Here is a 24,876-nt window from a genome sequence, read left to right on the forward strand (position 1 = left end):
ATTACTCCGTCGTGACCTGCGAGGCGCCGCCTTCGAGGGCGCTTCGCAGCGTGTGCCAGGCCAGAGTGGCGCACTTGACCCGCACCGGAAATTCCCAAACGCCTGAAAGCACCGCGAGTTTACCGAGCTCTGCGGGTGTCACCCGGGCGTTTGGCCCTTCGGTGAGCAACGTATGCACCCGGGCAAAAAGTGCCTGCGCCTCCGCAGGCTTTTTCCCCTTCACCGCCAGCGTCATCAGGGAGGCCGAGGCTTGGGAGATGGCACAGCCAACCCCCTGAAAGCTGATGTCCTCGATCACCCCGTTCGCAAGCTTGAGATAAATCTTCAGTTGATCGCCGCACAGCGGATTGAAACCCTCCGCCGTACAGGTCGCGTCCTCAAGCGGGTGAAAGTTACGCGGCCGCTTGCCGTGGTCGATGATCACGTCCTGGTAGAGGTCGCGCAGTTCGTCGCCACTCATCGGAACACCTCCTGAACCTTGGCCAGCCCCGCCACCAGCGCATCGATATCACGCTCGGTGCTGTAGCAGCCGAGTGACGCGCGAGCCGTGGCGGCCACACCGAAACGGTTCATCAAGGGCTGTGCGCAGTGGTGCCCGGTGCGAATCGCGATCCCTTCGCGGTCGAGGATGGTGCCGATGTCGTGCGGGTGGATGCCGTCGAGGACAAACGAAAGCACACCGACCTTATCTGCTGCCATACCGATCAGCCGCAGGCCGGACACCGTCGCCAGCGCCCTCGTTGCGTAGGCCTGCACGGCTTGCTCGTGAGCCGCAATCGCCTCTGGCCCCAGTTCAGCGAGAAAATCGATCGCCGCGCCGAGGCCTATCGCGCCGGCCATGTTCGGCGTTCCCGCTTCAAACTTGTACGGCGGCTTGTTGTAGACGGTTTTCTCGAAGCTGACCGAAAGAATCATGTCGCCGCCGCCCTGATACGGCGGCATGCTTTCGAGCAGCTCGTGACGACCGTAGAGCACGCCGATGCCGGTGGGGCCGTACATCTTGTGACCGGACAAGGCGTAAAAATCGCAGCCCAGTGCTCGCACGTCGACTTTGAGGTGCGGAGCTGCCTGGGCGCCGTCGACCAGCACGCGTACGCCCCGCGCGTGGGCGAGATCGACGATGCGCCTGATCGGGTTGATGGTGCCGAGCACATTTGAGACATGAGTGACAGCCACCAGCCGGGTCCTGGGCCCGATCAACCGTTCCAGCTCATCGAGCAGCAGTTCGCCAGCGTCGTTGATTGGCGCCACCCGCAGCCGGGCGCCAGTCTGCTCGCAGAGCATCTGCCACGGCACGATATTCGAATGGTGTTCCATGGCAGTGATCAACACCTCGTCGCCTGCACGGAGCTGAGTCTTGCCATAGGTTTGCGCCACGAGATTGACCGCTTCGGTCGTGCCGCGGACGAAAACGATCTCTTCGACGGACTCGGCATTGAGGAAGCCCTGGACCTTGGCCCGAGCCTTCTCGTACTCCTCGGTGGCGCGCACCGAGAGGTAGTGCACGCCACGGTGCACGTTGGCGTTCTCCTTTGAAAAGAAGTGCGACATGACGTCGATGACCGCCTGCGGCTTCTGGCTGGTCGCGGCACTGTCGAGGTAAATCAGCGGCTTGCCGTAGATCGTCTCCGCAAGGATCGGGAACGCCCGGCGCACACGTTCGACGTCGTAGCCTGGCGTAAGGTGGAGCGGTTTCGATAGCCCTTGAAGGCGGTTTTCGAGGTCGCTCATGCCGACACCTCCCGCCCGCGCAATTGCGCGGTGACCAGTCGCTGCACATGCTCGCGCAACGGCTCCAGCTCAATGAGCTCAAGCATCTCGCTGACAAACGCAAAGGTCAGCAGCGACCGCGCTGCCGCCAGCGGAATCCCCCGTGAGCGCAGGTAGAAAATAGCCTGCTCATCCAGTTGGCCGACGGCGGCACCGTGAGCACACTTGACGTCATCGGCGAAGATCTCCAGTCGTGGCTGAGAGTTGACCTGGGCCGACGTCGACAACAAAAGATTCTTGTTGGTCTGGCTGGCATCGGTCTTCATCGCTCCCGGGCGTACGATGATCCGGCCGTCAAAGATTCCATGCCCATGCTCATCGATCACGCCTTTATAGCGTTCGCGGCTGATGCAACGCGGGGCCCGATGCTCGATGGTTGTCTGGTTGTCCAGGTGCTGCTGGCCTCGCGGCAGGTACAAACCATTCAGGGCGACCTCCGCGCCGGGCCCCTCAAGCACAACACGCACCTCCTGCCGTGCCAGAGTGGCGCCCAATGCAAAAGAGTGCGAAGCAAAGTGACTGCCCGAAGCCTGGCGCACGCTGAGCAGCGCGACATGGAACGCCGCCGTGCTCTGGTTCTGCAGCGCGTAATGTTCAAGTACAGCGTCCGCGTCGAGCACCACCTCGCTGACAGCGTTACTCAAGTAGACCTCGCCCTCGCTACCGACGTGGCTTTCCACCAGAATCGCCCGGCTCCCCGCCCCCACCCGCACCAAAACACGCGGATGTGTCACCCGTGGCGTAGCGCCCGGCTCCGAGAGGAACACCAGATGGATCGGTGTTTCGAGCGTCGTGTGGGCGGGTATCTGCACCAACGCCCCATCCTCGGCGAGCGCCGTATTCAGCGCCGTAAAGGCTTGCGATTGCACGCCGAACGTATGGGCAATCAGGGTTTCGAGCGTCCCACTGTCGGCGCGCAGCAGCGGCGCGAAATGGGTCACTTGGGTGCCTGGAGGTAGCCCCTTGAGTGCCGAGAGTTCAGTAGCGAAATAGCCATTGACGAAGACCAGCCGCGGGCCACGATAATCGCCGGCCAGCCGCTCGACACTGGCAGCAGACGGGTGCCGGCTCACGCCCGGTTCGGCAGGCTGGAAAGGGATCTCCAGGATGGACGCAACTCGCGTGTGCTTCCAGGCTTCGTCCTTGGCCGTGGGAAAGCCCAGTTCGGCCACCCGCTGGAACGCCTCGAGGCGTAACGCCTGCAGCCAGACAGGATGCCGGGCATCGGCCCGGGGCTCGAGCCTGGCGAGAAACGCCGCGCTGTTCATGGCCTGGCTCCGGGCGCTGCAGAGTCCTGCTCATAGCTTGCATAGCCGTATTTCTCCAGCTCGACGGCCAGCTCCTTGCCGCCGGACTGCACAATCCGGCCGTTGGCCATGACATGCACGCGATCCGGGACGATGTAGTCGAGCAATCGTTGATAGTGGGTGATCACCAGCAGTGCGCGGTCTTTGCTGCGCAGCGCATTGACGCCAGCTGCGACTGTCCGTAGCGCGTCGATATCGAGGCCCGAGTCGGTCTCGTCGAGGATCGCCAGCCGGGGTTCGAGAATCGCCATCTGGAAAATCTCGTTGCGCTTCTTCTCGCCACCCGAGAAGTCGACGTTGACCGAGCGGTTCATGAAGCTCTGGTCCATCTCGACCAGCGCCATGCGCTCCTTGGCGAGCTCGAGGAAATCCAGCGCATCGAGCTCTTCAAGCCCGCGCTGCTTGCGCACGGCATTGAGGGCCGTGCGCAGAAAGTAGAGGTTGCCGACGCCGGGGATTTCCACCGGGTACTGGAACGCGAGGAAAATCCCGGCGACCGCCCGTGCTTCCGGCGGCATGGCGAGCAGGTCCTGGCCGTCATATAGCACCTCGCCGCTGACCTCGTAGGTCTCAAGGCCCGCGAGGACCTGGGCCAGCGTGCTTTTGCCGGAGCCGTTCGGTCCCATGATCGCGTGCACCTCGCCCGCTTCCACCCGCAGCGTAATACCCCGCAGGATTTCACGGCCGTCGACGCTGGCGTGCAGATCATTGATCTCGAGCATGCTCCCACCCCGGGCCTTAGCCCACGCAGCCCTCCAGGCTCACACCCAGCAGTTTCTGGGCTTCCACCGCGAACTCCATCGGCAGCTCCTTGAGCACCTCGCGGCAGAAGCCGTTGACGATCATCGACACCGCGTCCTCCGCGCTGATGCCGCGCTGTCGGCAGTAAAACAGCTGCTCGTCGCTGATCTTCGACGTGGAGGCCTCATGCTCGACCTGAGCGCTGGGGTTCTTCACGTCGATATAAGGAAACGTGTGCGCGCCACACTCGCTGCCCAGCAGCAGCGAGTCACACTGCGTGTGGTTGCGGGCACCGGTCGCGGCTTTCTGGATTTTCACCAGACCGCGGTAGGTGTTCTGTCCATGACCGGCAGAAATCCCCTTGGACAGAATGGTGCTGCGGGTGTGTCGGCCGATGTGGATCATCTTGGTGCCGGTGTCCGCCTGCTGGTGATTGGCTGTCAGGGCGACTGAATAGAACTCGCCGACCGAATAATCGCCCTGGAGAATCACTCCCGGGTATTTCCAGGTGATCGCGGAGCCGGTTTCAACCTGCGTCCAGGAAATCTTCGAGTGCGCGCCTGCACATTTGCCGCGCTTGGTGACGAAATTGAAGATACCCCCACGCCCTTCGGCATCGCCGGGGTACCAATTCTGCACTGTGGCGTACTTGATCTGGGCGTTATCCAGCGCAACCAGTTCGACCACCGCCGCGTGCAACTGGTTATTGTCGCGCATCGGCGCGGTGCAGCCCTCGAGGTAGCTCACATAGGCGCCCTCCTCTGCGACGATCAGCGTACGTTCGAACTGGCCGGTGTCCGCGGCATTGATGCGGAAGTAGGTCGACAGCTCCATCGGGCAACGCACGCCCTTGGGCACGTAGCAGAAGGAACCATCGGAAAACACCGCCGAGTTCAATGTGGCAAAGAAGTTGTCGCTGTAGGGCACGACCGAACCGAGGTATTTGCGCACCAGTTCCGGATGGTTTTGCACGGCCTCGGAGAACGAGCAGAAGATCACTCCGACTTCGGCGAGTTTGTGCTTGAAGGTGGTCGCGACCGAGACCGAGTCGACCACGGCATCCACCGCAACGCCGGTCAGCCGTTCCTGTTCGGCGAGCGAGATGCCAAGCTTGCCAAACATCTCGCGCAGCTCGGGATCGACCTCGTCAAGACTGGTCGGCCCCGGCGTTTTCGGCTTGGGCGCCGAGTAATAGATGATGTCCTGGTAGTCGATGGGATCGAAGTGGACGTTCTGCCAGGTGGGCTCGCGCATTGTCAGCCAGTGGCGATAGGCCTTCAGGCGCCAGTCGAGCAGCCACTGCGGCTCGTTCTTCTTGGTCGAGATCAGGCGGATGAGGTCTTCGTTGAGGCCGCGCGGGGCCGCATCGCTCTCAAAATCAGAGACAAAGCCGTACTTGTAGGCCCGGTTGCTGAGTTCGCGGATCCTGGCATTGTCAGTGCTCATCGCGGATGCCTCCTGCTGTTGGCAGGATGATGTGATCGTTTAACTATACTCCTTACCTGTTCCTTGCGACCCCAGCGCGTCCGTAGCGTTCAAACATCCGACGATTGCCGTAACAGGATGTCGTTACCGTCCACCCGGACCTCGAACTGTTCGACCTGATAAGCCGGTTCTGTGAGGCACTCGCCGCTGGTCACGTCGAACTCGTAGGCGTGAACCGGGCAAATCACCACGTTGTCGCACAGTATTCCCTCCCCCAGCGAACCGTCTTCGTGCGGGCAGGTGTTGTGGATGGCGAAATACTGGCCATCGACATTGAACAACGCAACGGGCGTGCCCCCAAGGTTCACGGTTATGCCGTTACCCGGTTCGACATCCCCCACGCAGGCGACCTTGACGAATTCACTCATAGTGCCACTCCCTCTTGAGTGTCATTTTAGCTGCTGGAGCTGCTGCTGATTCGTCGGGATCCGATCACCGAGACTTGCGCCCCGCAGCAGTAGGCTAAGCTTTCAGCAGCTCATTGCTCACGATGCTCGCGCCTGCAGGTTTTGGGTTTTTCTGAAGAGCGTCTGCAACAGCTATTTCAGACAGGCCCAAACCATTCACGCAGGACTGACGTGATGACCGAGCCCCTTCTCAGCTTCGAAGAACTGAAACTCGCCGCTACCGCAGGTGATATCGATACCGTGCTGGTCTGCATGGTCGATATGCAGGGGCGACTGGTCGGCAAACGATTCCAGGTCGAGTTTTTCATCGACAGCGGCCATGAAGAAACCCACTGCTGCAATTACCTGCTGGCCGACGACATCGACATGGAGCCGGTGCCGGGTTACGCCGCCGCCAGCTGGAGCAAAGGCTATGGCGATTTTGTACTGAAACCCGACATGGCCACCTTGCGTCGCGTGCCGTGGCTGGAATGCACGGCGCTGGTGCTCTGCGACGTGCTCGATCACCACCATCGGCGGGACCTGCCCCACAGCCCACGGGCAATCCTGAAAAAGCAGATCGCGCGACTGCATGAGCGCGGTTACAGCGGCATGTTTGCCTCTGAACTGGAGTTCTATCTGTTTGACGAGAGTTACGAGGCCATCCACGAGCGCAACTACCACAAGCCGAAAACCGCCGGCCACTACATCGAGGATTACAACATCCTCCAGACCACCCGCGAGGAGCCGGTGCTGCGGGCGATTCGCAAACACCTGCAGGCATCCGGCATTCCCGTGGAAAACTCCAAGGGTGAATGGGGCCCGGGCCAGGAAGAAATCAACGTCCGTTATGCCGATGCCCTGACCATGGCCGACCAGCACGTGATCATCAAGCACGCCTGCAAAGAGATCGCGCAGCTGCAGGGCAAGGCGATCACGTTCATGGCCAAGTGGCGCTATGACGCCGCCGGGTCCAGCAGCCATATCCACAACTCATTGTGGGACAAGAATGGCAAAAAGCCGTTGTTTTTCGACCCCAAGGCGGAGTTCGGCATGTCGGCGCTGATGCGTTCCTGGGTGGCCGGGCAGCTTAAGTACGCCAACGACATCACCTGTTTTCTCGCCCCCTATATCAATTCGTACAAGCGCTTCCAGGCTGGCACTTTCGCGCCGACCCGGGCGATCTGGAGTCGGGACAATCGCACGGCAGGTTTTCGTTTGTGCGCCGAAGGCAGCAAATCCATCCGCATCGAATGTCGCATCGGCGGCGCCGACCTCAACCCTTATCTGGCCTTCGCCGCGTTGATCGCCGCGGGCCTGGCCGGTATCGACGAAAAGCTCAACCTGGCGCCACCCTTTGAAGGCGATGCCTACCTCGACGAACACTTGCCGGAAGTCTCGAAGACCCTGCGCGAAGCCTGCGCCGCGCTCAAGGCCTCAAGCATGTTGCGCGAGGCCTTCGGTGACGAAGTGGTCGACCACTACGTGCACACCGCCGAATGGGAGCAGAAAGAGTACGACCGACGGATAACCGACTGGGAACTGCAGCGCGGCTTTGAGCGCTATTGAGACCATCATGACTTCGACGATTCAACTTATCTCCCCGGTCGATGGCCGGGTCTACGCCGAACGCCACTGCGCCAATGCGGTGCAGATCGAGCAGGCGCTGACGGCTGCCGCAGCCGTCCAGGCGTCATGGAAGCGCCGGCCACTGAGCGAACGCGCCGCTTTATGCAGTGCCGCCGTGGACGCGATGCTGGCAATGAAAGACGAAATAGTGCCGGAACTGGCCTGGCAGATGGGCCGCCCGGTGCGTTTTGGCGCCGGTGAGCTGCGCGGTTTCGAAGAGCGTGCCCGGCACATGATTGCCATTGCGCCTGAAGCGTTGGCAGCAGTTGAGCCCACGCCTGTCGCAGGTTTTCGACGCCAGATAAAACGCGAGCCGCTAGGTACGGTGCTGGTTATCGCTCCGTGGAATTACCCCTACCTGACGGCGGTAAATACGATTATTCCGGCGCTGATGGCTGGCAACAGCGTGATCCTCAAACACGCCTCGCAAACGCTGCTGGTCGGCGATCGGTTTGCCGAAGCCTTTCGCCGGGCCAATCTGCCTGAAGGTCTGTTCCAGAACCTGCTGCTCAATCACACCTATACCGCTGCGATCATTGCCTCTGGACGGGTGCAGCAGGTGAATTTCACCGGTTCGGTCGAAGCCGGCAAAGCCATCGAAATCGCCGCCACCGGACTCTTCCTCGGCTTGGGGCTGGAGCTCGGCGGCAAAGACCCGGCCTACGTCCGCGCAGACGCCAACCTTGAGCATGCCGTGGAAAACCTGGTGGACGGCAGCTTCTTCAACTCCGGGCAAAGCTGCTGCGCCGTCGAACGCATTTATGTCGATCAAAAAATTTACCCGGTGTTTGTCGAGCGCTTTGCCGCCCTGACTCGCCAATATGTGCTGGGCAACCCACTGGACGAAGCCACCACCCTCGGCCCGTTGGTCAATCCGGGAGCTGCCGAGTTCGTGCGCGGGCAGATCGCCGAAGCGCTGGCAAAAGGCGCAAAAGCACTGATCGATCCAAAAGCCTTTCCAGCGGACGTGCCGGGCAGCGCCTACCTAGCGCCACAGGTGCTGGTCGACGTCAGCCATCAAATGTCGGTGATGCGCGAGGAAAGCTTTGGTCCAGTGGTCGGCATCATGCCGGTTGCCAGCGACGACGAAGCCATCGCCTTGATGAACGACAGCGAATTCGGGCTCAGCGCTTCCATCTGGACCACCGACCTCGCCGCCGCCGAACGCATCGGCAACGAGATCGCCACCGGCAGCGTATTCATGAACCGCTGCGATTACCTGGACCCGGCGCTGGCCTGGACCGGGGTGAAAAACAGCGGGCGCGGCGTCACGCTGTCGCGCATCGGCTACGAACACCTGACCCGAGCCAAATCCTTCCATCTGCGCCATGAGATCTGAGCCATGAGCCTGACTGCGAACTGGAACTACCCCACGAGCATCCACTTCGGTATTGGCCGCATCGCCGAACTGGCCGACACCTGCCGCAGCCAAGGTATCCAGCGACCGTTGCTGGTCACCGACAGTGGCCTGGCGCGCGCGCCGATCACCACCGCGGCGCTGGAATCCTTACGCGCCGCCGGCCTCGGCGTAGCGCTGTTTTGCGACCTCAAGCCGAATCCGGTCGAGGCCAACCTGGCGGGAGGGCTCGACGCCTGGCGCGCCGGCAAGCACGACGGCGTGGTCGCCTTCGGTGGCGGCAGCGGTCTGGATATGGGCAAGCTGATCGCCTTCATGAGCGGCCAGACCCGGCCGGTGTGGGATTTCGAAGACATCGACGATTACTGGACCCGCGCCGACGAAAGCAGCATCGCCCCGGTCATTGCGGTGCCGACCACGGCAGGTACGGGGTCCGAAGTCGGCCGTGCAGCGGTGATCATTGATGAGAGTACGCACACCAAACGCATCATCTTCCACCCGAAAATGATGCCGCGGGTGGTCATCAGCGACCCGGCGCTCACCGTCGGCATGCCGGCAAAAGTTACTGCCGGCACCGGTATGGATGCCTTTGCCCATTGCCTGGAATCCTACTGCGCACCCGGTTTCCACCCCATGGCCGAAGGTATCGCAGTAGAAGGCATGCGCCTGGTGGCCAATGCGCTGGTGCGGGCAGTACGCACTCCCTCCGATCTTGAGGCGCGTGCGGAAATGCTCGCGGCGGCCGCGATGGGAGCCACCGCCTTCCAGAAAGGCCTGGGCGGGATGCACGCACTCGCACATCCGGTCGGTGCGCTGTACGACACCCACCACGGCATGACCAACGCCACCTTCATGCCCTATGTCTTGAAATTCAATCGCCCGGCCATCGAGGAACGCATCACCCGCCTGGCCGCTTACTTGCGACTGCCCTCGCCTGGCTTTGACAGCTTTCTGGCCTTCGTCCTCAAGTTGCGCAAGGACATCGGCGTGCCGCATACGCTGATTGAGCTGGGAGTGGATGATCGGCAGGCTGACCTGATCGCCGACATGGCGATTGTCGATCCGTGCGCTGGCGGTAACCCGCTGCCCTTGACCCGCAATGGCGCGGCAGAGATTTTCGACGCGGCGTATCACGGCCGGCTCTAGCGCCAATGCCTGTCAGTTAAGGTAGGAATCTGTGGGAGCGAGCTTGCTCGCGATGAGGGAGTGTCAGTCGACATTAATGTAGCCTGGCACACCGCCTTCGTCGGAACGCCGCCCGGAGCAAGCTCGCTCCCACATGGATTTCGCCCGGATCAAAAGCCCCAGCTGCATCGATTGTGCTTGCCTCACAGCCAGTACTCCCAGAGGTGCGCAAACTGCTCCTTGGCTCTTACATCAAGGGAACGCCGCTGCCACTTTTCAAGCGTAATTTCGTTCGACTTCAGCAGGTCCGCGAGGAACGCTGCACGCATTTTCTCGCCGAATCCGCTGCCCAGTACCACGACGTTGACTTCCTGGTTGTGCAGAAAACTCCGCCAGTCAAGATTGGTAGAGCCGACCGTGGACCAGACACCATCGATCACCGCAGTTTTGACGTGCAGCAAGGCATCGCGGCGTTCGTAGAGCTTGACGCCGGCCTCCAGCAGCTTGGTGTAGTGCCTGCGGCCAGCGTTGAATACCAGCCAGGAATCAGTGCTGCTGGGCAGCACCAGTTTCACATCGACGCCGCGTGCCACAGCATTCTTGAGCTCCGCCAGCAACTGCGGATCGGGTACGAAGTAGGCGTTAGTCAGCCAGATTTCAGTTTGCGCACTGCGCAGCGCCGAAATCAGCGTGGCGTAGATCAGGCTGTAGGGTTCGTCTGGCGAGCTGCCGATGGCACGTACGACCTCGTGACCTTTGCGTTCGGTCTGCGGAAAGTAATGACGTGCCGCAAGCGGTTTGCCTTTCTGCTTTTGCCACGTTTCGATAAATAGCTTTTGCAATTCAGCCACTGCCGGCCCTTCAACCCGCAGGTCAGTGTCGCGCCAAGGTAACTTGCCGCCAGGTTTGACTTTGGCGTTCAGGCTGAACGAGTTGCCTGAATGGACACTGCTCACGTTGATACCGCCGAGGAAGGCAATGCGGCCATCAACGATCAGTAGCTTACGATGATCCCGCTGGTTCACTTGCCACCCAGCCTTGGCGGTCGCGGGATTGACCGGATTGAATTCCAGCACATTGATGCCAGCGTTGGTCAGGCGGGTAAAAAAAGCCGAAGGTGTGCTGAGGGTACCGACGCTGTCCCGGATCAGATTGACCTGCACCCCAGCCGCCTGTTTGGCAATCAGCGCTGCTGCAAAGCGCTCGCCGATTTCATCGTCGTCAAAAATGTAACTCTCGATATTGATGTGATCACGCGCGCTGCCAATCGCAGAGATCATTGATTGGTAGGTAGTCGGACCGTTCTGTAACAGTTCGACCTTGTTGCCGTCCGTCAAAGGGCTGCCGACGATGGCCTCCTCGATCGCCATATGCAGGTCGAAGATGTTCGTCTGGACGCCATTGGCCTTCAAACGGTCAATAACGGCCTTGCTGCGTTCGGCTGACAGCGGTCCGTGCGTACTGTCGATCTTCACAGAGGCCGGGTTGGTGTAGGCCATATCGGGAACGATAGTGGGCAACGAACCACACGCCACGAGCAGTGTCAGGCTCAGCACTGTCAGCGTTCGCAGCAAAATCCGGATTGAAAACAGGTTCATGCAGCCTCCGCCCGAAACTGAAGGGGTGCGCAGTAAATGAGCACAGTTTCGGTGCGATAACGCTCTTAAATCTAGACTCTGCACCGCAGCCCTGCGGATTTTTTATCGCTGACAGCGGGTTCGAATGCGTGCAGCAATACCGACAGACGGTTAAGCACAGTCATGTACGCAGCGCGCCATGGATTAATCTGTAGAGATAGGGAATCTCAACTTCGGACGATGGCTGACATGCTTGATGCTCCCAAGCCACAACAGAACCATCTGCTGGCGGCTCTGCCGACACAGTCGCTGGAGCGCTTGCTGCCCTACCTCGTGCCGATCACCCTGCCGCTCGGCAAGGTGCTCTACGAGTCCGGGGATGCCCTGCGACACGTCTACTTCCCCACCGACTCCATCGTGTCCCTGCTGTACGTGATGGAAAACGGCGCCTCGGCGGAAATTTCAGTGGTCGGCAATGAAGGCTTGATCGGCATCGCCGTCTTCATGGGTGGTGAAAGCACGCCAAGCCGGGCAATCGTCCAGAGTGCCGGACATGCCTTCCGGTTACCCGGCCAGCGACTCAAGGATGAGTTCAACCGCCACGGGGAGATGCTCCTGCTGATGTTGCGCTACACCCAGGCGTTGATTACCCAGATGGCCCAGACTGCGGTGTGCAACCGCCATCACTCGATTGATCAACAATTGTGCCGCTGGTTGCTGCTGTCTCTCGATCGCCTGCAAGACAATCAACTGATCATGACCCAGGAGTTGATCGCCAACATGCTCGGCGTACGCCGCGAAGGCGTGACCGATGCCGCAGGCAAGCTGCAACGCCTGGGCGTTATCGAATACAGCCGTGGCCACATCAAGGTGCTGGACAGGGCCGCACTCGAGCAACTGAGTTGCGAGTGCTACGCGGTGGTCAGAAAAGAAACCGAGCGCCTGCTGCCCTACGTTCCGCTAAAGCCGACTCGCTGATTGCCAGTGCCTGCGTGTTCTAGCGAACAGACCGGCCTGCCAGAGTCACCCACACTTAAAACATGAGACGGCCCCGGCACCTGTCCCGCCCATCCAGGGCCCACTGTGCCGCAGGATCTGCGCATGCCAATTACGTCTGGGCGACCCATAGAAAACCGGCTACTCCAGGGGCTGTCGAAGACTGACTACGGCCGGCTGGAGGCACAGTGCGATAACGTCGAACTGGCCTTTGGCACTGTCCTGTGCGAACCGGGTCATCCGATCCTGCATGTGTATTTCCCTCAAACAGCGCTCATCGCTGAAGTGGTGACGTTGTACCGCCACCCTCCGCTGCACATGAGCCTGATCGGCAATGAAGGGATACTTGGGGCGACGCTTGCTCTGGGGGTTAATACCGCCCCCATGCGCGCCGTGGTGCAAGGCGCCGGTACGTGCCTGAGGATGAGTGGCTTGCAGCTGCAGGTCGCGCTGCGCGAGAGCCCGTTATTGTTGCGCAGGCTCAATCAGTACCTGTATGTGCAGATGATGCAGCTCGCTCAAACCGCCGCCTGTACCCATTTTCACGAGATCGAGCCACGCCTGGCGCGCTGGTTGCTGATGACCCATGATCGCGCGCACGCCAATCACTTTCATCTGACCCACATGTCCCTCGCGGACATGCTCGGGGTTCGGCGCAGTGGCGTGACATTGGCCGCCGGCACGCTGCAACAGCGTGGATTGATCCGTTACACCCGTGGTGAAATCACGATTCTTGACCGCAAGGGATTGGAAGCGGCGTCATGCGAGTGCTATAGCGACACCCACTCGCCTGCGCTATGACACGACTATCGTGCCAAGGGAAAGGTCGCCGTGAACGTGGTACCGCCTTCTATCGAGGAGGTCACCCGTACATCGCCGTGATGCGCTCTGACAATCTCTCTCACAATGAACAGGCCGAGCCCGACACTGCGCAGTTTTGCGTTATCGTGACTGCCGCGAATCATCGGTTCGAACACGTTGTCGAGCAACTCCGAGGGTATCGGCGTGCCAAGGTTGTGCACGGCAATGATCACCTGGTCCTCGAAGCACGAAGACACCGTGACCCCACCCTCAGCCGTGCCATAGGCAATCGCGTTGGCAACCAGATTGCCAATAAGCTGGTAGAGCCGATCACGGTCGGCGATGAAATGACCTTGGCCGACACAAAGATGGGCCAGCGTGTGCTCAGGGAACACCAGACTCAGCTCGTCCAGGCATTCGCCCACCAATGTGTGCAAATCAACCGGCCTGAGGGACACCGCAATGCTTCGCCCGACTTGCCTCAGGGTGAAGTCCAGCAGGTCTGCCACCAGGCGCTGCGCGCGCTCTGCAGCGTGCGTGATGTGGCCAAGTATTTGTGCTTGTTTAGGAGGCAAGTCACGGCAACCGAGCAATTGCGAAGCCATTTTTATCGCCGCCAACGGGTTGCGCAGGTCGTGACTGACAATCCCGATCAACTGTTCGGCGAACAGCGCCCGGTCTTCTGCCGCAGCGTAACTGCGCCATAACACGTCCCGTGCAACGTCCATTGCATAGTGGGCCTTGAGGTTCATCGCCAGATGCCGCTCGGCAAGCATGCGTGCAGCGAGAGGCCGGTCATCGGTCTTGAACGGCCTCACCTCATGAAACGTGCCGTGGTACGCAATACTCGGTTGCACGCTATTCACTCCAGTGCAAGTTCAGCGTTTCGATGGATTTACCATTGACTGAAATGGTGTGGCGCTCTTCATGACCATTCAAACGGGCGATGACCACGTATTTGTTTACCGGCAGTTGCGCGTACACGATGGGGCCCACCTGACTCAGCGACAACAGCGGGCTACCTTTTTCGCTCTGGATGACCACGTCGACATTGCTGACGTACTGATTGGCCGGCCCCGTTGAAAAGGTCATGTGAAGGTTGTAGCCCTGGGTCTGGAGCAAGGCCTTTGACTCATCCAGGCCGATGCCTCCCGTCAGATAGCGGATGCCATTCTGCTCCTGCGGCTCCAACTGCACGGCCGACATGTCAACCGGTTCTGCGGTGGCTGCATGCAGCACCACGGGAGACACACCCAGCAATAGGGCCAGGGTGAGTCTTGAAAGCGTCAGTGAATGACTGAACATCATGATAAACACTCCTTGAATCGTACTAAAACGAATGACGGTGGCGTGGGGGAACTACTTTTTGATTTCGTGCCCAACGATTCCGCCAACGGCCGCACCACCGACAGTACCCAAGGCGCTGCCTCCGGTTAGAACAGCCCCACCGACAGCACCGACGCCAGCACCAATGGCCGTGTTACGCCCTTGTGTCGACATACTGGGACAACCACTCAAACTGATGAGCACGGCTACCGTTAAGGCACCGTGCGTAAACTTCTGCAAGATTTTCATGTTTTCTCCGGTAAATGACTGGCAGCAATCTGCCTGACACTCAGAGTGCGCGTAGTGGCCGGATTGAGTCTGTGCGCTAGTGCACGGATAGCTGTTTGTTTTATTAACAGGTTGATAACAGAAAGTAGTCGACGTTAATGCTGTCGCACGCGCCCGCGGCGAATACCTCCCTACTATTCACCGCAACCACTAATTGAGCGGCGGATTATTTGTCGATCGACGTCATATTCTCCCCAATAAAAGCAACACAACCAGGACAATAACGACCACGCCTAATAAACCGCTCGGCGCATAGCCCCAGCTTCGGCTATGCGGCCATGTCGGAATAGCGCCAAACAGCAGTAAAATCAACAGGATCAACAGTATGGTTCCCAAGCTCATGGCTTTTCTCCTTGGGTCTTCAAGTAGGTGAAATGGGTGCAGGCAGTGAGACCTTGATCTGCGCGTTGCAGGCTACCAACTTGACGCAAGTACCCGGTGCGGTCTGTACGGCAACACACATATCGTCAGTGTTTGATAGATCAGAGACGCGGTCGTTGTTATTCCGCTTATGCAATTTTTTTTGCGTCATTTAGAGTGCCCAGTGTGTGATGGCGTACAGAACGCTGCGACGATCAGGCACAGAATAAAAATAACCACAGAGCAGCCTTCGCTGCAGCAGGTAAAACCATGAACACAATGACCGAATCCGCCCTGGTACAGCGTATTAATGCACAGTGCCATCCATTGCTGCGCTACCTCCACAAATTAAGTGGCGTACGCTATTTGGCCGCCTATGACGCCGCCGGCAGTTATGAACTGAACCCTATAAACGGCCACGCAAAACACGCGACCGACAGCGAATTAGCCAATACGGAAGTCTGGGAGAGACTGCCTTAGGCAGCCTCTCTAACCCGGATATACGTTGTCGAATTTATCGTTTGATCAGCGAAATCTTGGTGCCTTCAATGCTGACGCCTGCCATCAAGCCTTGCTGGCCAAAGACAAACGCATAAGCATCGTCCTTCAATGTCGAGCTCGACAGATTTTTCGCCAGCCCTTCATCAACCAGAACAACCGTCGGACCTACACCAACTTCCCAGCCCTTGGTCTCACGTACATACTTGACCGCCTTGTCAGTCATCAGGAACACGGCATAAGCATAGGACTGGGCACCCGCCTGCAAGCCCCATGAACCGGTCACTGTGTTGTAGTAATTGTCTACTTTTGAACCGCTGAACATGACCCCCTCACCATAACTGCCACCAAATACCAGACCCGCCTTGATAACTTTAGGGAATACGAGCACGGCCTTGGCAGTGCGCGACATGGTCTCGGCCACCGGATTGGCTTTGTAGAGCATTTGCAAGGCATGCCGCGAATCCTGTTCCAGGTCTGCGGCCGTTGCGGCGCTTGCGGTGTTGAGCAAACCTGTTGAAGCCAGAGACAGGGTTGTGAGAGCGATAAACAACAGTGAGCGTAGTGAGCTTGTCATGGCTGTACTCCGATGCGAGTGACGCAAACAATGCGGCGAGCCGATATCCATCAGGATTGGCAGCCGCTGACTGTTCATTAAAGTGTAGTAGCGACCGGCCGGTGTCTGTTCGGTGGCGCACACTGCCAGCCGCTGAAAGGCTTCAATCGTGGCGCAGCTACTCGATAACCACCCTCAAGCTGCCCATGACACAGAACCTGTGGGAGCGAGCCTGCTCGCGATGCGGTGTTTCATTCAACATCAATGCTGACTGACAGTCCGCTATCGCGAGCAGGGTGTGTGGTGTTGATCAGGCGTCGGCGGTTGCCGGGTTGCGCAACGGATACAGCTGCTCATCGAACTGCGACAACCGCGGGAACTCCAGCGGTTGCTCATCGCCAAGGTGCTCCAGACGCAGGCGATAATCTTCGAGGAATGTCTGGCGCGCCTCATCGCTGATGTATGGCACATGCCAGGCCACGAACGGCTCCAGCACCTCAAACCCGACGTAGGCCAGCGTGCCGCGCAAAATTGGCCGCAGCATGTCCTGCAACGGGCCGTGAATTGCATCCTTGCCAAACATATGCTCGCGACCGCCCAACGTTACGCTCACCAGAGCCTTCTTGCCGCTCAACCCGCCCTGATCGTAAAAGCGCTTGCCGCCGTAGCAGACACCGGACACCAGCACCCGGTCGATCCAACCCTTGAGCATGGCCGGGGCGGAGAACCAGAAAATCGGGAAGTTTAGGATCAGCAAGTCCGCCCACAACAGCTTGTCGAGTTCAGACTGAATGTCCGCTGCCAGTGACTGGCTCTTCACACCCAAACGTTGCTCCAGCGCATAGACCAGATACTCAGGATTTTCCCGCGAAGAAAAGTCATTGCTGCTTGCCACCGGGTTCCAGTTCATCGCGTACAGGTCGCTGACCTGGACCTCATGCCCTTGGGCTTCAAGGGTCGTGACAGCCTGGTCACGCAATGCAGCGGTAAAGGATTTCGGCTCCGGATGGGCATGGACGATCAGTACTTTCATGGCAATTCCTTAGACATTTGCACGCTGTGTGTTTGAAGACGGTAATGGGCATGTGGAGTCATCAACGATCACACCTGGATCGCCTTCACTTCGACGAACTCGTTGAGCCCTTCTTCCCCCCATTCGCGACCGTTGCCCGACTGTTTGTAGCCACCGAACGGCGCCTGATAGTTGAACGCCGCGCCATTGAGGAAACACTGGCCCGCACGCAATTGACGACCGAGTTGCAAGGCGCGGTCAGCGCTGCCGGCCCAGACACCACTGGACAGGCCAAACGGCGAATCGTTGGCGATCTGAATCGCCTGCGCCTCGTCGGTGTAAGGAATCAGGCACAGCACCGGGCCGAAGATTTCTTCCTGAGCGATGCGCATCCGGTTATCGACATCGGCGAACAGGGTCGGGCTGACGTAGTAACCGCGCTCGAACGCCTGCGTCGTATCGCCGCCACACACCAACCGCGCACCTTCATGCTGACCGACCTGAATGTAGTCGCGCACGGTACGCCGTTGGGCCGCCGAGCACATCGGCCCGAGAAAGCTCTGCGGATCGAGCGGATCGCCCATGCGCACACTCAAGGTTTCTGCCAGCGCCAGCTCCACCGCCTCGGCGTAACGACTGGCCGGCAGCAACATGCGGGTCAACGCGGTGCAGGTCTGCCCGGAGTTGATCATCACGTCCTGCACGCCATAGCGCACCGCGGCGGCCAGATCCGCGTCCTCGGCAATCAGCAGCGGCGACTTGCCGCCCAGTTCCAGGCAGACGCGTTTCACCGACGGTGCCGCCGCTTGCGCTACCCGCACTCCGGCGCCGGTGGAGCCGGTGAACGACACCATGTCGACGTCCGGGTGTTTAGCCAGTGCTTCACCGACCTTCGAACCCGGCCCGCTGACCAGGTTGAACACGCCCGCAGGCAAGCCAATGGCCTCGATCATTTGCGCCAGTAAAAACGCGTGCAGCGGGGTTTCCTGACTCGGCTTGACCACCACCGTGCAGCCGGCGGCCAGCGCCGGTGCGAGCTTGCCGATCAGTTGATGCAGCGGGTAGTTCCATGGGTTGATAAAGGCGCAGACGCCCACCGGTTCACGAATCACCAGTGAGTTGCCGACCTCGCGCACTTCATCCATCAAGCTTGCGAGTTCGACGTATTGCTCCAGCCCGATGATAGGGCCGTCCACCTGAACCGAACGGCACCATTGCACTGGCATCCCCAGTTCGGCGGTGATCTCTGCCGCCATCTCGTCGGCTCGCGAGCGCAACTGCTCGGCAAGTGCGCGAATGTAGCCAGCGCGCACGCTGGACGGAGTCCGTGACCAACTATTGAAAGCCCTACGGGCAGCGGCCACCGCGTTCTCGACATCACGCTCATCACCCAGCGGCACCGAACCTGCCACTTCCTCGGTAGCCGGGTTGATCACCTCGGCGATGCCCCGCCCTGACGGAATTTGCCAGCGGCCATCAATAAATAGCGCGGTGTGGTTACGCATGGAGTTGGGCCTCCATCAGTTCACTGGCGCACCGGGAGATCCGCTGGCAGGCATCGCGCAACGGTTCCGCCCCCACCACCAGTCCCAAACGAATATGCCCGGCGGCACTCGGGCCGAACGCTTCACCGGCCAGCACCGACACGCCATGCCGGTCGAGCAGGCGATCGGCAAACGCCTGGGCACTGAGCCCGGTTTCGCGAATATCGACCATCACGAACATCCCGCCATCCGGTTTCAACGGGCGCACGCCGGGGCAATCCGCGAGGGATTCACAGACCAGATCGCGGCGCTGGCGATAGGCATCGCGCATCGCTGCCAGCTCCGACAAGTTGCTTTCCAGCGCCACTACCGCAGCGTCCTGAACAAAGTCCGGCGAGCCATAAAGCATGCACAGCGCGAGGTTTTCCAGATGCGCCGCGAGGGATGGCGGCGCCACTACCCAACCGACGCGCCAACCAGTCATGGCGTGGGATTTCGACAGGCTGTTGAGCGTCGCGGTGCGCTCGGCCATGCCGGGCAAACTGGCCGGGCTAATGTGTTCGCCCTCAAACAGCAGCTCGCTGTAGACCTCATCGGAAATCAGCCACAGGTCATGGGCGATGCACAGTTCCGCCAGCGCCTGCCAGGTGGTTCGCGGCAGGCTGGCGCCTGACGGGTTGTGCGGACTGTTCAGCGCCAGCGCCCGAGTGCGCGGCGTGATGCGGGCGGCAACGTCTTCGGGCAGTACCCGAAAGCCGTTTTCCGAACGCACCGGCACCGGAATCACCACCGCACCGCAGGCACCGAACACCGCTTCATAGGTCACGTACATCGGTTCAGCGACAATCACTTCATCACCTGGATTGAGCACGCACTGGGCGACGCTGAACAGCGCACATTGCGCCCCGGCCAACACCGTGACCTGATCGGCCGAAACCGGCTGGCCGCTGCGTTGCTGATGGCGCTTGGCGATGCTTTCACGCAGCGCGCGTTTGCCACGCACTTCGGCGTAGTGGGTGTTGCCGGACAACAGACTGTCGATAGCCGCCTGTACGATCGGCATCGGCGTATCAAAATCCGGGTCGCCTACCGACAGCAGCAGAATGTCTTCGCCCTGTTCTTGCAGCGCCAGTGCGCGGTAATGAATGTCCCAGGCGGCGGCGCCGTCACCGGCGATACGTTGAGTCAGATCGGAAAAGCGCATGGCCCCATCCCCTTTAAAAATAGCCCCGCAACAACGGTTGAAAGTCAGTGCGCGCACGCATGCTTGAGTTCAATCAGGGTCACGCCGTTGCGTTTGAAGCCATGGCGCAGATCGGTTTGCAGCTCAGCCAGGCTCTGTGGCTGGTTCACACTGCAGCCGAAAGCCCGGCCAAGGGCGGCGAAATCCGGGTTGCGCGGCAGCACGCCAATCGGCTCGATATCCAGCCCGAGCATGTCGTCGCGTATCTGCCCCAGTGCGTCGTTGTTCCACAGCAGCACCACCAGCGGGCTGTCCAGCTCCTCGACGGCAGTCGCCAGCTCCTGCGCGGTGTAGAGAAAACCGCCATCGCCAACCAATACCAGTCCGGGCCGTTGCGGCGCACCGAACTTGGCACCGATGCCCGCTGGCAAGCCATAGCCCAAGGTGCCGTAGCCGGTCGGATGCAGCCAACTGCGCGGCGCCAGGCTGTTGAAGGCGTAGTTGCCGGTGTAGGCCAGTTGGGTCATGTCGGTGCTGATGAACGCGTTGTCCGGCAGCTCGGCGGCGATACGCTCAAGAATCGCCTGATGGATCGACTGCAACGGACCGTGGCCGGCCTTCACTGCTGCTCGCAATGCAGCCACTGCCGCAATCGGCGCACTGGCATCGCGGGTGTCGGGCGACAGGCGTTCCAGCAACGCGGCGAGGGTTTGTTGCGCATCGCCGTGCAACGCCACCGCGCACGGATAGAAGTCGTTGAACTTACGCGGGTCGATGTCCACACGCAGCAGTTCGGCATTCAGTGGCAGACGCTCGCGCCAGAAATCGGTGTCGGCCATTTCGGTGCCGACTGCCAGCACCACGTCGGCTTCGGCGATCAGTTGCCAACCCGGTTCCACGCACAAGGTCGAGCCGGCATTGAGCGGTGCCTCTGGCGGCAACAAGCCTTTGCCGGCGACGCTGGTGAAAAACGGCGCCGCCAGCCGAGCGCTGAGGCTCTGAAGTTCCGGCGCCGCGTTCAGCGCGCCACCACCGGCAATGATCATCGGACGCTTGGCCGCCTGCAGCTTGGCCGCGGCTTGATCCAGCGCAGTCGCTGCCGGTACGCCGCGTCCGGGGCGACGCACCACTTCATGACTCCAGTCGCGAGTGACCTGCGCCGACAGCACATCCAGCGGCACGGAAATGTGCACCGGGCGCGGCCGTTCGCTGTCGAAGACCGCGTAGGCACGGGCGATCAGTTCGGGCAGGTCCTCGGTGCTGAGCGCCACCGCCGAGAACGCGGTGATCGGCGCGGTCATGGCGCGCTGGTCCTGGGTTTCGTGCAGGCACCCCCAACCCTTGCCGAGGCTGGCGGTGTGGTTGACGCTGGAAATCACCAGCATCGGAATCGAGTCGGCATAGGCCTGACCGATACCGGTGGCAGCGTTGGTTACGCCGGGGCCGGTGATGATGAAGCACACGCCCGGCTTGCCGCTGACCCGCGCATAGCCGTCGGCCATGAAGCTGGCGCCTTGCTCGTGGCGGGTCAACACGTGGCGAATGCCGCTGCCGGGCAGGCCGCGATACAGCTCCAGGGTGTGCACCCCGGGAATCCCGAATACGGTGTCGACGCCGTAGTTGGCCAGCAGGCGTACCAGGGCCTGGCCGCCGGTCAAAGTCGTGGTTTGCATGTTCATATCCTCACGTGTGGCCGAGGCGAATCAACGCATCGACCGCTGTCGTGCCGTGGGCACCGACCAACAATGGGTTCACATCGAGTTCCAGCAACTGCCCGGCGTTCTCACAGGCGTAATCGGCCACGGCACGAATCGCCGCCACCAATGCGTCCAGATCTGCCGCTTCACGACCGCGAAAGCCTTGCAGCAACGCGGCACTGCGCAGGCTCAACAAGGCCCCGCGAATCGCACCATCGGTGGTCGGCAGCAGCAGACTGCGGCTGTCCTTGAGCAACTCCACCAGAATTCCGCCGGCCCCAATTACCAAGGCCAAGCCAAAGTCGTTTTCACGCTTGATGCCGACGATCAGTTCGGCCAATGGCGCTGTGGCCATGGGCTCCAGCAGCACCCGATCGAACGGTACATCCGGCGCGTAATCGGCAATGCTCACGCGCATCTTTTCCAGCGCTGCACTCAAGGCCGCGCCATCCTTCAGGTTCAGCGCCACGGCGCCGGCTTCGGTTTTGTGCGGCAATTGTGCGCTGAGCGCCTTCAGCACCAAGGGATAACCCAGCGCATTGGCGTCATTCAGCGCCTGGTCCGGGGTGCTTAACACGCCGTTTGGAGTCGGCAGACCAAATGCACGCAGGGCCTGTTTGGAGTCCCACTCGCTGAGCAACTGGCCTTCGCCATCCAGCGCCTGCGGACACAGTGGCACCAATGCCGATTCGCCGAGCGCGAGCAGTGCCTGGCGGTTGCGCTGATAGCCGGCGATTCGGCCCCACGCGGCCAGCCCGTCTTCCACGCCTTGCAACGCCGCCACGCCTTGAGCGTGCAACCGCTCGCGGGCACTGGCCGGCAGCAGTTCGGGAAAGGCCGACGTGACGAAACCGGTCTTGCCGTGACGGACCAACGCCTGGCAGTACAGCTCAAGCAGCAAGTCGCACTCATTGCGCTCGCCGGTGAACTCCGCCGGATAGTCCAGCACCAGCATCGCCGCATCGGCTTCGGTGCGCAGGGCGCTGTCGAGCATGCGGTTCAACGCCTCGCCGTCGCCCCATATGGCGGTGGTGAAATCCAGCGGATTGACCAGGTTGGCGTAACTCGGCAGTACCTGTGCCAGCTCATCGGTTTGACTCTCATCGAGCTTGGGCAGGCTCAGGTCGTTACGTTCGGCGTAGTCGGCAATCAGCCCGGCGTCACCGCCCGAACAGGCCAGCGCAATCAGGCTGTTGCCCGCCGGCAGCTTGCCGCACGCCGCAGCCTTGAGGGTTTCGACGAAACTCACCGGACCACTGACGCGAATCACCCCAAGCCGCGCAAACAGGCTGTCGTACAGCGCATCGGAGCCCGACAGCGAGCTGGTGTGACTGAGGGCCAGTTCGGCGCCGATCTGCGACACGCCGGCTTTCAAGGCGATGATCGGAATACCCTTCTCCAGCGCCTTGTGCGCCGCCCGAGCGAAACCGGGAACGTTTTTCAGACCTTCAAGATGTAAGCCGATAGCGGTGACCCGAGGCTCGTCGAGCAACACGTCCATCAGTTCGGCAATCCCAAGTTGCGCCTGATTTCCGACCGAGGCCATGTAGGCCACCGGCAACGAGCGGTCGCTCATCGACAGGTTGTAGGCAAAGTTGCCGCTCTGGGTCAGCACCGCAACGCCCTGCTCCACCGGTTTGCCGCCGTGGGCCACCGGCCACAACGCCGAGCTGTGCAGATAATCCAGCAAGCCGTAGCAGTTAGGCCCGAGCAAAGCCATGTTGCCGGCGACCTTGAGCAACTGTTGTTGCAATGCCTGACCTTCAGCACCGGTCTCGGCAAAACCGGAGGCGTAGCAAATCACCCCGCCCGCACCTTTGGCGGCCAGTTCGGCCACACAGGTCAGGGTCAAGTCACGGTTGGTCGCGACGAACACCGCGTCCGGGCCGCACGGCAGCTCGGCGATGCTGCGCACACACGGCACGCCTTCAAGGCTTTCATGCTGCGGGTTGACCAGCCACAGTTGCCCAAGGTAGCCACCTTCGGCACAGCGCTTGAGCGCCCGAGCCATGCTGCGGCCACCGACAAAGGCCAGATGGCGAGGCGCGAGCAGGCGTTTGAGGTTGTCACGAATCGTCTGGGACATGGGTATTCTCCGGGGCGATCAGCGCAACAGCGGCCGCAGCAGCTCGCGGGAAATGATGTGGCGCTGGATTTCCGACGTGCCTTCCCAGATCCGCTCGATCCTTGCGTTACGCCAGATACGCTCCACCGGTCCTTCGTCCATCAGGCCCATGCCACCAAAAATCTGCACCGCTTCATCAGCTGCCCGACCGAGCACTTCACTGGCGAACAGCTTGGCCATTCCGGCCTCTCCATCGGTCATCGTGCCTTGATCCATCTTCCACGCGGTGTGCAAGGTCAGCAGCTCAGCCGCGCGGATCTGCGTGGCCATGTCCGCCAACTTGAACGACACGCCCTGATAAGAGCCGATCGGCTGGCCGAACTGTTTGCGATCCGCCGCCCATTGCAGCGACACGTCGAGTGCGCGCTGAGCCTGACCCACACAGTTGGCGGCGACCATCACCCGCCCGGCCGTCAGCCAGGCGTTGGCCACTTCCCAACCCTTGCCGACTTCGCCGAGCACTTTGGAGGCCGGTACGCGGCAATCGTCGAAGAACATTTCGAAGGTGTGGTAACCGCGGTTGCTCACGCACTTCGGCCCACGGCGAATGGTCATGCCCGGGGTGTTGCGATCCACCAGAAACGAAGTCACGGCGTTGCGCTTGCGGCCGTTGTGTTCGTAGGTGTCGGTGACCGCGAAAACGATGGCGAAATCGGCGTGCCCGGCGTGGCTGATGAAGTGCTTGCTGCCGTTCAGCACAAAGTCGTCGCCATCACGCACGGCGCGGGTCTTGATCGCGTTGGCATCGGAACCGGCGCCCGGTTCGGTCAGCGCGAAGCAGTCGATCTTCTCGCCCTGGATACACGGCAGCAGGTAATCGTTGATCTGCTGGCCAGTGCAGGCCATGAGGATTTTCGACGGCCGTGCGACAAACACATGCAGCGCCCAGGAAACCTTGGACAGCTCCCGCTCGATCAGCGCCTGGGACAGGTAATCGAGGCCGCCACCACCGACTTTTTCAGGCATGTTGAAGGCATAGAAGCCCGCCGCGATGGCCTTGCCGCGAATCTGTGCCGCCAGCTCCGGGGAGACTTCGTCGGCGCGATCGACCGCTTCCTCATGGGGTAGCAGTTCCTTGGCGACAAAGCTGCGTACCGCGTCCACCAACATTTCTTGTTCTTGGGTCAGCTGGAAATTCATGGTGTTACCTGTTGTTCGTTCACTGAATAGATG

Annotated in this window: 24 protein-coding genes; 6 read left to right on the plus strand and 18 right to left on the minus strand. The window is 60.7% G+C overall.

The window, feature by feature from the left end; translation table 11 throughout:
• Position 1: 1 nt before the first annotated feature.
• The 6 genes from sufU to HK44_RS17210 all read right to left on the minus strand — a co-directional run bounded on the left by sufU (position 2) and on the right by HK44_RS17210 (position 5,671).
• Positions 2–460 carry a Fe-S cluster assembly sulfur transfer protein SufU gene (gene sufU, locus HK44_RS17185; protein WP_019690258.1) on the minus strand — a complete coding sequence of 153 codons (459 nt, stop codon included), beginning with the start codon at positions 458–460 and terminating at the stop codon, positions 2–4.
• Positions 457–1,731, minus strand: coding sequence for a cysteine desulfurase (locus HK44_RS17190; RefSeq protein ID WP_019690257.1), 1,275 nt, complete (start codon positions 1,729–1,731; stop codon positions 457–459). The genes sufU and HK44_RS17190 overlap by 4 nt, the downstream gene beginning before the upstream one ends.
• Positions 1,728–3,038, minus strand: coding sequence for a Fe-S cluster assembly protein SufD (gene sufD, locus HK44_RS17195; RefSeq protein ID WP_019690256.1), 1,311 nt, complete (start codon positions 3,036–3,038; stop codon positions 1,728–1,730). Before sufD ends, HK44_RS17190 begins: the two co-directional genes overlap by 4 nt.
• The gene (gene sufC / locus HK44_RS17200) at positions 3,035–3,799 is read right to left on the minus strand and encodes a Fe-S cluster assembly ATPase SufC (RefSeq protein ID WP_019690255.1); all 765 of its coding nucleotides are present in this window, start codon (positions 3,797–3,799) and stop codon (positions 3,035–3,037) included. The genes sufD and sufC overlap by 4 nt, the downstream gene beginning before the upstream one ends.
• A 16-nt stretch (positions 3,800–3,815) precedes the next feature.
• On the minus strand, positions 3,816–5,264 hold the full coding sequence (gene sufB / locus HK44_RS17205) for a Fe-S cluster assembly protein SufB (protein WP_019690254.1): 1,449 nt from the start codon (positions 5,262–5,264) through the stop codon (positions 3,816–3,818).
• Positions 5,265–5,353: 89 nt separating this feature from the next.
• Entirely contained in the window at positions 5,354–5,671 is a 318-nt protein-coding gene (locus tag HK44_RS17210) for a Rieske (2Fe-2S) protein (protein WP_019690253.1), read from the minus strand.
• Between the two features lie 213 nt (positions 5,672–5,884).
• Here HK44_RS17210 and HK44_RS17215 point away from each other — a divergent pair, with 213 nt between their 5' ends.
• Genes HK44_RS17215 through HK44_RS17225 form a run of 3 tightly spaced genes read left to right on the plus strand, consistent with a single transcriptional unit; the run spans position 5,885 to position 9,821 of the window.
• Positions 5,885–7,258 carry a glutamine synthetase family protein gene (locus tag HK44_RS17215; protein ID WP_019690252.1) on the plus strand — a complete coding sequence of 458 codons (1,374 nt, stop codon included), beginning with the start codon at positions 5,885–5,887 and terminating at the stop codon, positions 7,256–7,258.
• 7 nt (positions 7,259–7,265) lie between these two features.
• Positions 7,266–8,657, plus strand: a complete 1,392-nt coding sequence (locus HK44_RS17220) for an aldehyde dehydrogenase family protein (RefSeq protein ID WP_019690251.1) — start codon at positions 7,266–7,268, stop codon at positions 8,655–8,657.
• A gap of 3 nt (positions 8,658–8,660) precedes the next feature.
• Positions 8,661–9,821: an iron-containing alcohol dehydrogenase gene (locus HK44_RS17225; protein WP_019690250.1), complete on the plus strand. Its 1,161-nt coding sequence runs from the start codon at positions 8,661–8,663 to the stop codon at positions 9,819–9,821.
• A 182-nt stretch (positions 9,822–10,003) separates the two neighbouring features.
• On the opposite strand, the gene cls is transcribed toward HK44_RS17225, so the two are convergent.
• The gene (gene cls, locus HK44_RS17230) at positions 10,004–11,398 is read right to left on the minus strand and encodes a cardiolipin synthase (RefSeq protein ID WP_019690249.1); all 1,395 of its coding nucleotides are present in this window, start codon (positions 11,396–11,398) and stop codon (positions 10,004–10,006) included.
• 219 nt (positions 11,399–11,617) lie between these two features.
• Between cls and HK44_RS17235 the strand changes: the two genes are divergently transcribed.
• Positions 11,618–12,355 (plus strand): helix-turn-helix domain-containing protein, encoded by a 738-nt coding sequence (locus HK44_RS17235; protein ID WP_019690248.1) that lies wholly within the window; start codon positions 11,618–11,620, stop codon positions 12,353–12,355.
• Between the two features lie 123 nt (positions 12,356–12,478).
• Entirely contained in the window at positions 12,479–13,174 is a 696-nt protein-coding gene (locus tag HK44_RS17240) for a Crp/Fnr family transcriptional regulator (protein ID WP_019690247.1), read from the plus strand.
• Positions 13,175–13,179: 5 nt separating this feature from the next.
• Here HK44_RS17240 and HK44_RS17245 read toward each other — a convergent pair whose 3' ends face one another.
• The 4 genes from HK44_RS17245 to HK44_RS17260 form a co-directional block, all read right to left on the minus strand.
• Positions 13,180–14,031, minus strand: coding sequence for a sensor histidine kinase (locus tag HK44_RS17245; RefSeq protein ID WP_019690246.1), 852 nt, complete (start codon positions 14,029–14,031; stop codon positions 13,180–13,182).
• A gap of 1 nt (position 14,032) precedes the next feature.
• Positions 14,033–14,482 (minus strand): hypothetical protein, encoded by a 450-nt coding sequence (locus tag HK44_RS17250; RefSeq protein WP_019690245.1) that lies wholly within the window; start codon positions 14,480–14,482, stop codon positions 14,033–14,035.
• Positions 14,483–14,533: 51 nt separating this feature from the next.
• A complete protein-coding gene (locus tag HK44_RS17255) occupies positions 14,534–14,749 on the minus strand; it encodes a glycine zipper 2TM domain-containing protein (RefSeq protein ID WP_019690244.1) in 216 nt (71 codons plus the stop codon).
• Positions 14,750–14,971: 222 nt separating this feature from the next.
• Positions 14,972–15,130 (minus strand): DUF3309 family protein, encoded by a 159-nt coding sequence (locus tag HK44_RS17260; protein ID WP_019690243.1) that lies wholly within the window; start codon positions 15,128–15,130, stop codon positions 14,972–14,974.
• A 288-nt stretch (positions 15,131–15,418) separates the two neighbouring features.
• Here HK44_RS17260 and HK44_RS17265 point away from each other — a divergent pair, with 288 nt between their 5' ends.
• A complete protein-coding gene (locus HK44_RS17265; RefSeq protein WP_031319523.1) occupies positions 15,419–15,628 on the plus strand; it encodes a hypothetical protein in 210 nt (69 codons plus the stop codon).
• A gap of 34 nt (positions 15,629–15,662) precedes the next feature.
• Here the strand turns inward: HK44_RS17265 and HK44_RS17270 are convergent, their stop codons facing one another.
• The 7 genes from HK44_RS17270 to HK44_RS17300 all read right to left on the minus strand — a co-directional run bounded on the left by HK44_RS17270 (position 15,663) and on the right by HK44_RS17300 (position 24,843).
• Positions 15,663–16,223 carry a YSC84-related protein gene (locus HK44_RS17270; RefSeq protein WP_019690241.1) on the minus strand — a complete coding sequence of 187 codons (561 nt, stop codon included), beginning with the start codon at positions 16,221–16,223 and terminating at the stop codon, positions 15,663–15,665.
• 289 nt (positions 16,224–16,512) lie between these two features.
• Positions 16,513–17,235: an NAD(P)H-dependent oxidoreductase gene (locus HK44_RS17275; protein ID WP_019690240.1), complete on the minus strand. Its 723-nt coding sequence runs from the start codon at positions 17,233–17,235 to the stop codon at positions 16,513–16,515.
• A 68-nt stretch (positions 17,236–17,303) separates the two neighbouring features.
• Positions 17,304–18,719: an aldehyde dehydrogenase family protein gene (locus HK44_RS17280; RefSeq protein ID WP_019690239.1), complete on the minus strand. Its 1,416-nt coding sequence runs from the start codon at positions 18,717–18,719 to the stop codon at positions 17,304–17,306.
• A complete protein-coding gene (locus HK44_RS17285) occupies positions 18,712–19,902 on the minus strand; it encodes a pyridoxal phosphate-dependent aminotransferase (RefSeq protein ID WP_019690238.1) in 1,191 nt (396 codons plus the stop codon). The genes HK44_RS17280 and HK44_RS17285 overlap by 8 nt, the downstream gene beginning before the upstream one ends.
• Before the next feature lie 44 nt (positions 19,903–19,946).
• Positions 19,947–21,554 (minus strand): 5-guanidino-2-oxopentanoate decarboxylase, encoded by a 1,608-nt coding sequence (locus HK44_RS17290; protein WP_019690237.1) that lies wholly within the window; start codon positions 21,552–21,554, stop codon positions 19,947–19,949.
• A 10-nt stretch (positions 21,555–21,564) separates the two neighbouring features.
• On the minus strand, positions 21,565–23,664 hold the full coding sequence (locus tag HK44_RS17295; protein ID WP_019690236.1) for an acetate--CoA ligase family protein: 2,100 nt from the start codon (positions 23,662–23,664) through the stop codon (positions 21,565–21,567).
• Positions 23,665–23,682: 18 nt separating this feature from the next.
• Complete coding sequence (locus tag HK44_RS17300) at positions 23,683–24,843, minus strand: acyl-CoA dehydrogenase family protein (RefSeq protein ID WP_019690235.1); 1,161 nt, start codon at positions 24,841–24,843, stop codon at positions 23,683–23,685.
• Positions 24,844–24,876 lie beyond the last annotated feature (33 nt).

It is taken from the genome of Pseudomonas fluorescens HK44 (genome assembly GCF_000217955.3).
In the GTDB taxonomy this organism is placed as follows: Bacteria; Pseudomonadota; Gammaproteobacteria; order Pseudomonadales; family Pseudomonadaceae; genus Aquipseudomonas; species Aquipseudomonas fluorescens_AQ.

Bases quoted from the DNA above. Each gene is read 5' to 3' on its own strand.
- sufB (WP_019690254.1), bottom strand. From the start codon at position 5,264: ATGAGCACTGACAATGCCAGGATCCGCGAACTCAGCAACCGGGCCTAC.
- HK44_RS17255 (WP_019690244.1), bottom strand. From the start codon at position 14,749: ATGAAAATCTTGCAGAAGTTTACGCACGGTGCCTTAACGGTAGCCGTG.
- HK44_RS17265 (WP_031319523.1), top strand. From the start codon at position 15,419: ATGAACACAATGACCGAATCCGCCCTGGTACAGCGTATTAATGCACAG.
- HK44_RS17270 (WP_019690241.1), bottom strand. From the start codon at position 16,223: ATGACAAGCTCACTACGCTCACTGTTGTTTATCGCTCTCACAACCCTG.
- sufC (WP_019690255.1), bottom strand. From the start codon at position 3,799: ATGCTCGAGATCAATGATCTGCACGCCAGCGTCGACGGCCGTGAAATC.
- HK44_RS17235 (WP_019690248.1), top strand. From the start codon at position 11,618: ATGGCTGACATGCTTGATGCTCCCAAGCCACAACAGAACCATCTGCTG.
- HK44_RS17215 (WP_019690252.1), top strand. From the start codon at position 5,885: ATGACCGAGCCCCTTCTCAGCTTCGAAGAACTGAAACTCGCCGCTACC.
- HK44_RS17300 (WP_019690235.1), bottom strand. From the start codon at position 24,843: ATGAATTTCCAGCTGACCCAAGAACAAGAAATGTTGGTGGACGCGGTA.
- HK44_RS17225 (WP_019690250.1), top strand. From the start codon at position 8,661: ATGAGCCTGACTGCGAACTGGAACTACCCCACGAGCATCCACTTCGGT.
- HK44_RS17260 (WP_019690243.1), bottom strand. From the start codon at position 15,130: ATGAGCTTGGGAACCATACTGTTGATCCTGTTGATTTTACTGCTGTTT.
- HK44_RS17190 (WP_019690257.1), bottom strand. From the start codon at position 1,731: ATGAGCGACCTCGAAAACCGCCTTCAAGGGCTATCGAAACCGCTCCAC.
- HK44_RS17295 (WP_019690236.1), bottom strand. From the start codon at position 23,664: ATGTCCCAGACGATTCGTGACAACCTCAAACGCCTGCTCGCGCCTCGC.
- HK44_RS17275 (WP_019690240.1), bottom strand. From the start codon at position 17,235: ATGAAAGTACTGATCGTCCATGCCCATCCGGAGCCGAAATCCTTTACC.
- HK44_RS17285 (WP_019690238.1), bottom strand. From the start codon at position 19,902: ATGCGCTTTTCCGATCTGACTCAACGTATCGCCGGTGACGGCGCCGCC.
- sufD (WP_019690256.1), bottom strand. From the start codon at position 3,038: ATGAACAGCGCGGCGTTTCTCGCCAGGCTCGAGCCCCGGGCCGATGCC.
- HK44_RS17210 (WP_019690253.1), bottom strand. From the start codon at position 5,671: ATGAGTGAATTCGTCAAGGTCGCCTGCGTGGGGGATGTCGAACCGGGT.
- HK44_RS17240 (WP_019690247.1), top strand. From the start codon at position 12,479: ATGCCAATTACGTCTGGGCGACCCATAGAAAACCGGCTACTCCAGGGG.
- HK44_RS17280 (WP_019690239.1), bottom strand. From the start codon at position 18,719: ATGCGTAACCACACCGCGCTATTTATTGATGGCCGCTGGCAAATTCCG.
- sufU (WP_019690258.1), bottom strand. From the start codon at position 460: ATGAGTGGCGACGAACTGCGCGACCTCTACCAGGACGTGATCATCGAC.
- HK44_RS17250 (WP_019690245.1), bottom strand. From the start codon at position 14,482: ATGATGTTCAGTCATTCACTGACGCTTTCAAGACTCACCCTGGCCCTA.
- cls (WP_019690249.1), bottom strand. From the start codon at position 11,398: ATGAACCTGTTTTCAATCCGGATTTTGCTGCGAACGCTGACAGTGCTG.
- HK44_RS17220 (WP_019690251.1), top strand. From the start codon at position 7,266: ATGACTTCGACGATTCAACTTATCTCCCCGGTCGATGGCCGGGTCTAC.
- HK44_RS17290 (WP_019690237.1), bottom strand. From the start codon at position 21,554: ATGCAAACCACGACTTTGACCGGCGGCCAGGCCCTGGTACGCCTGCTG.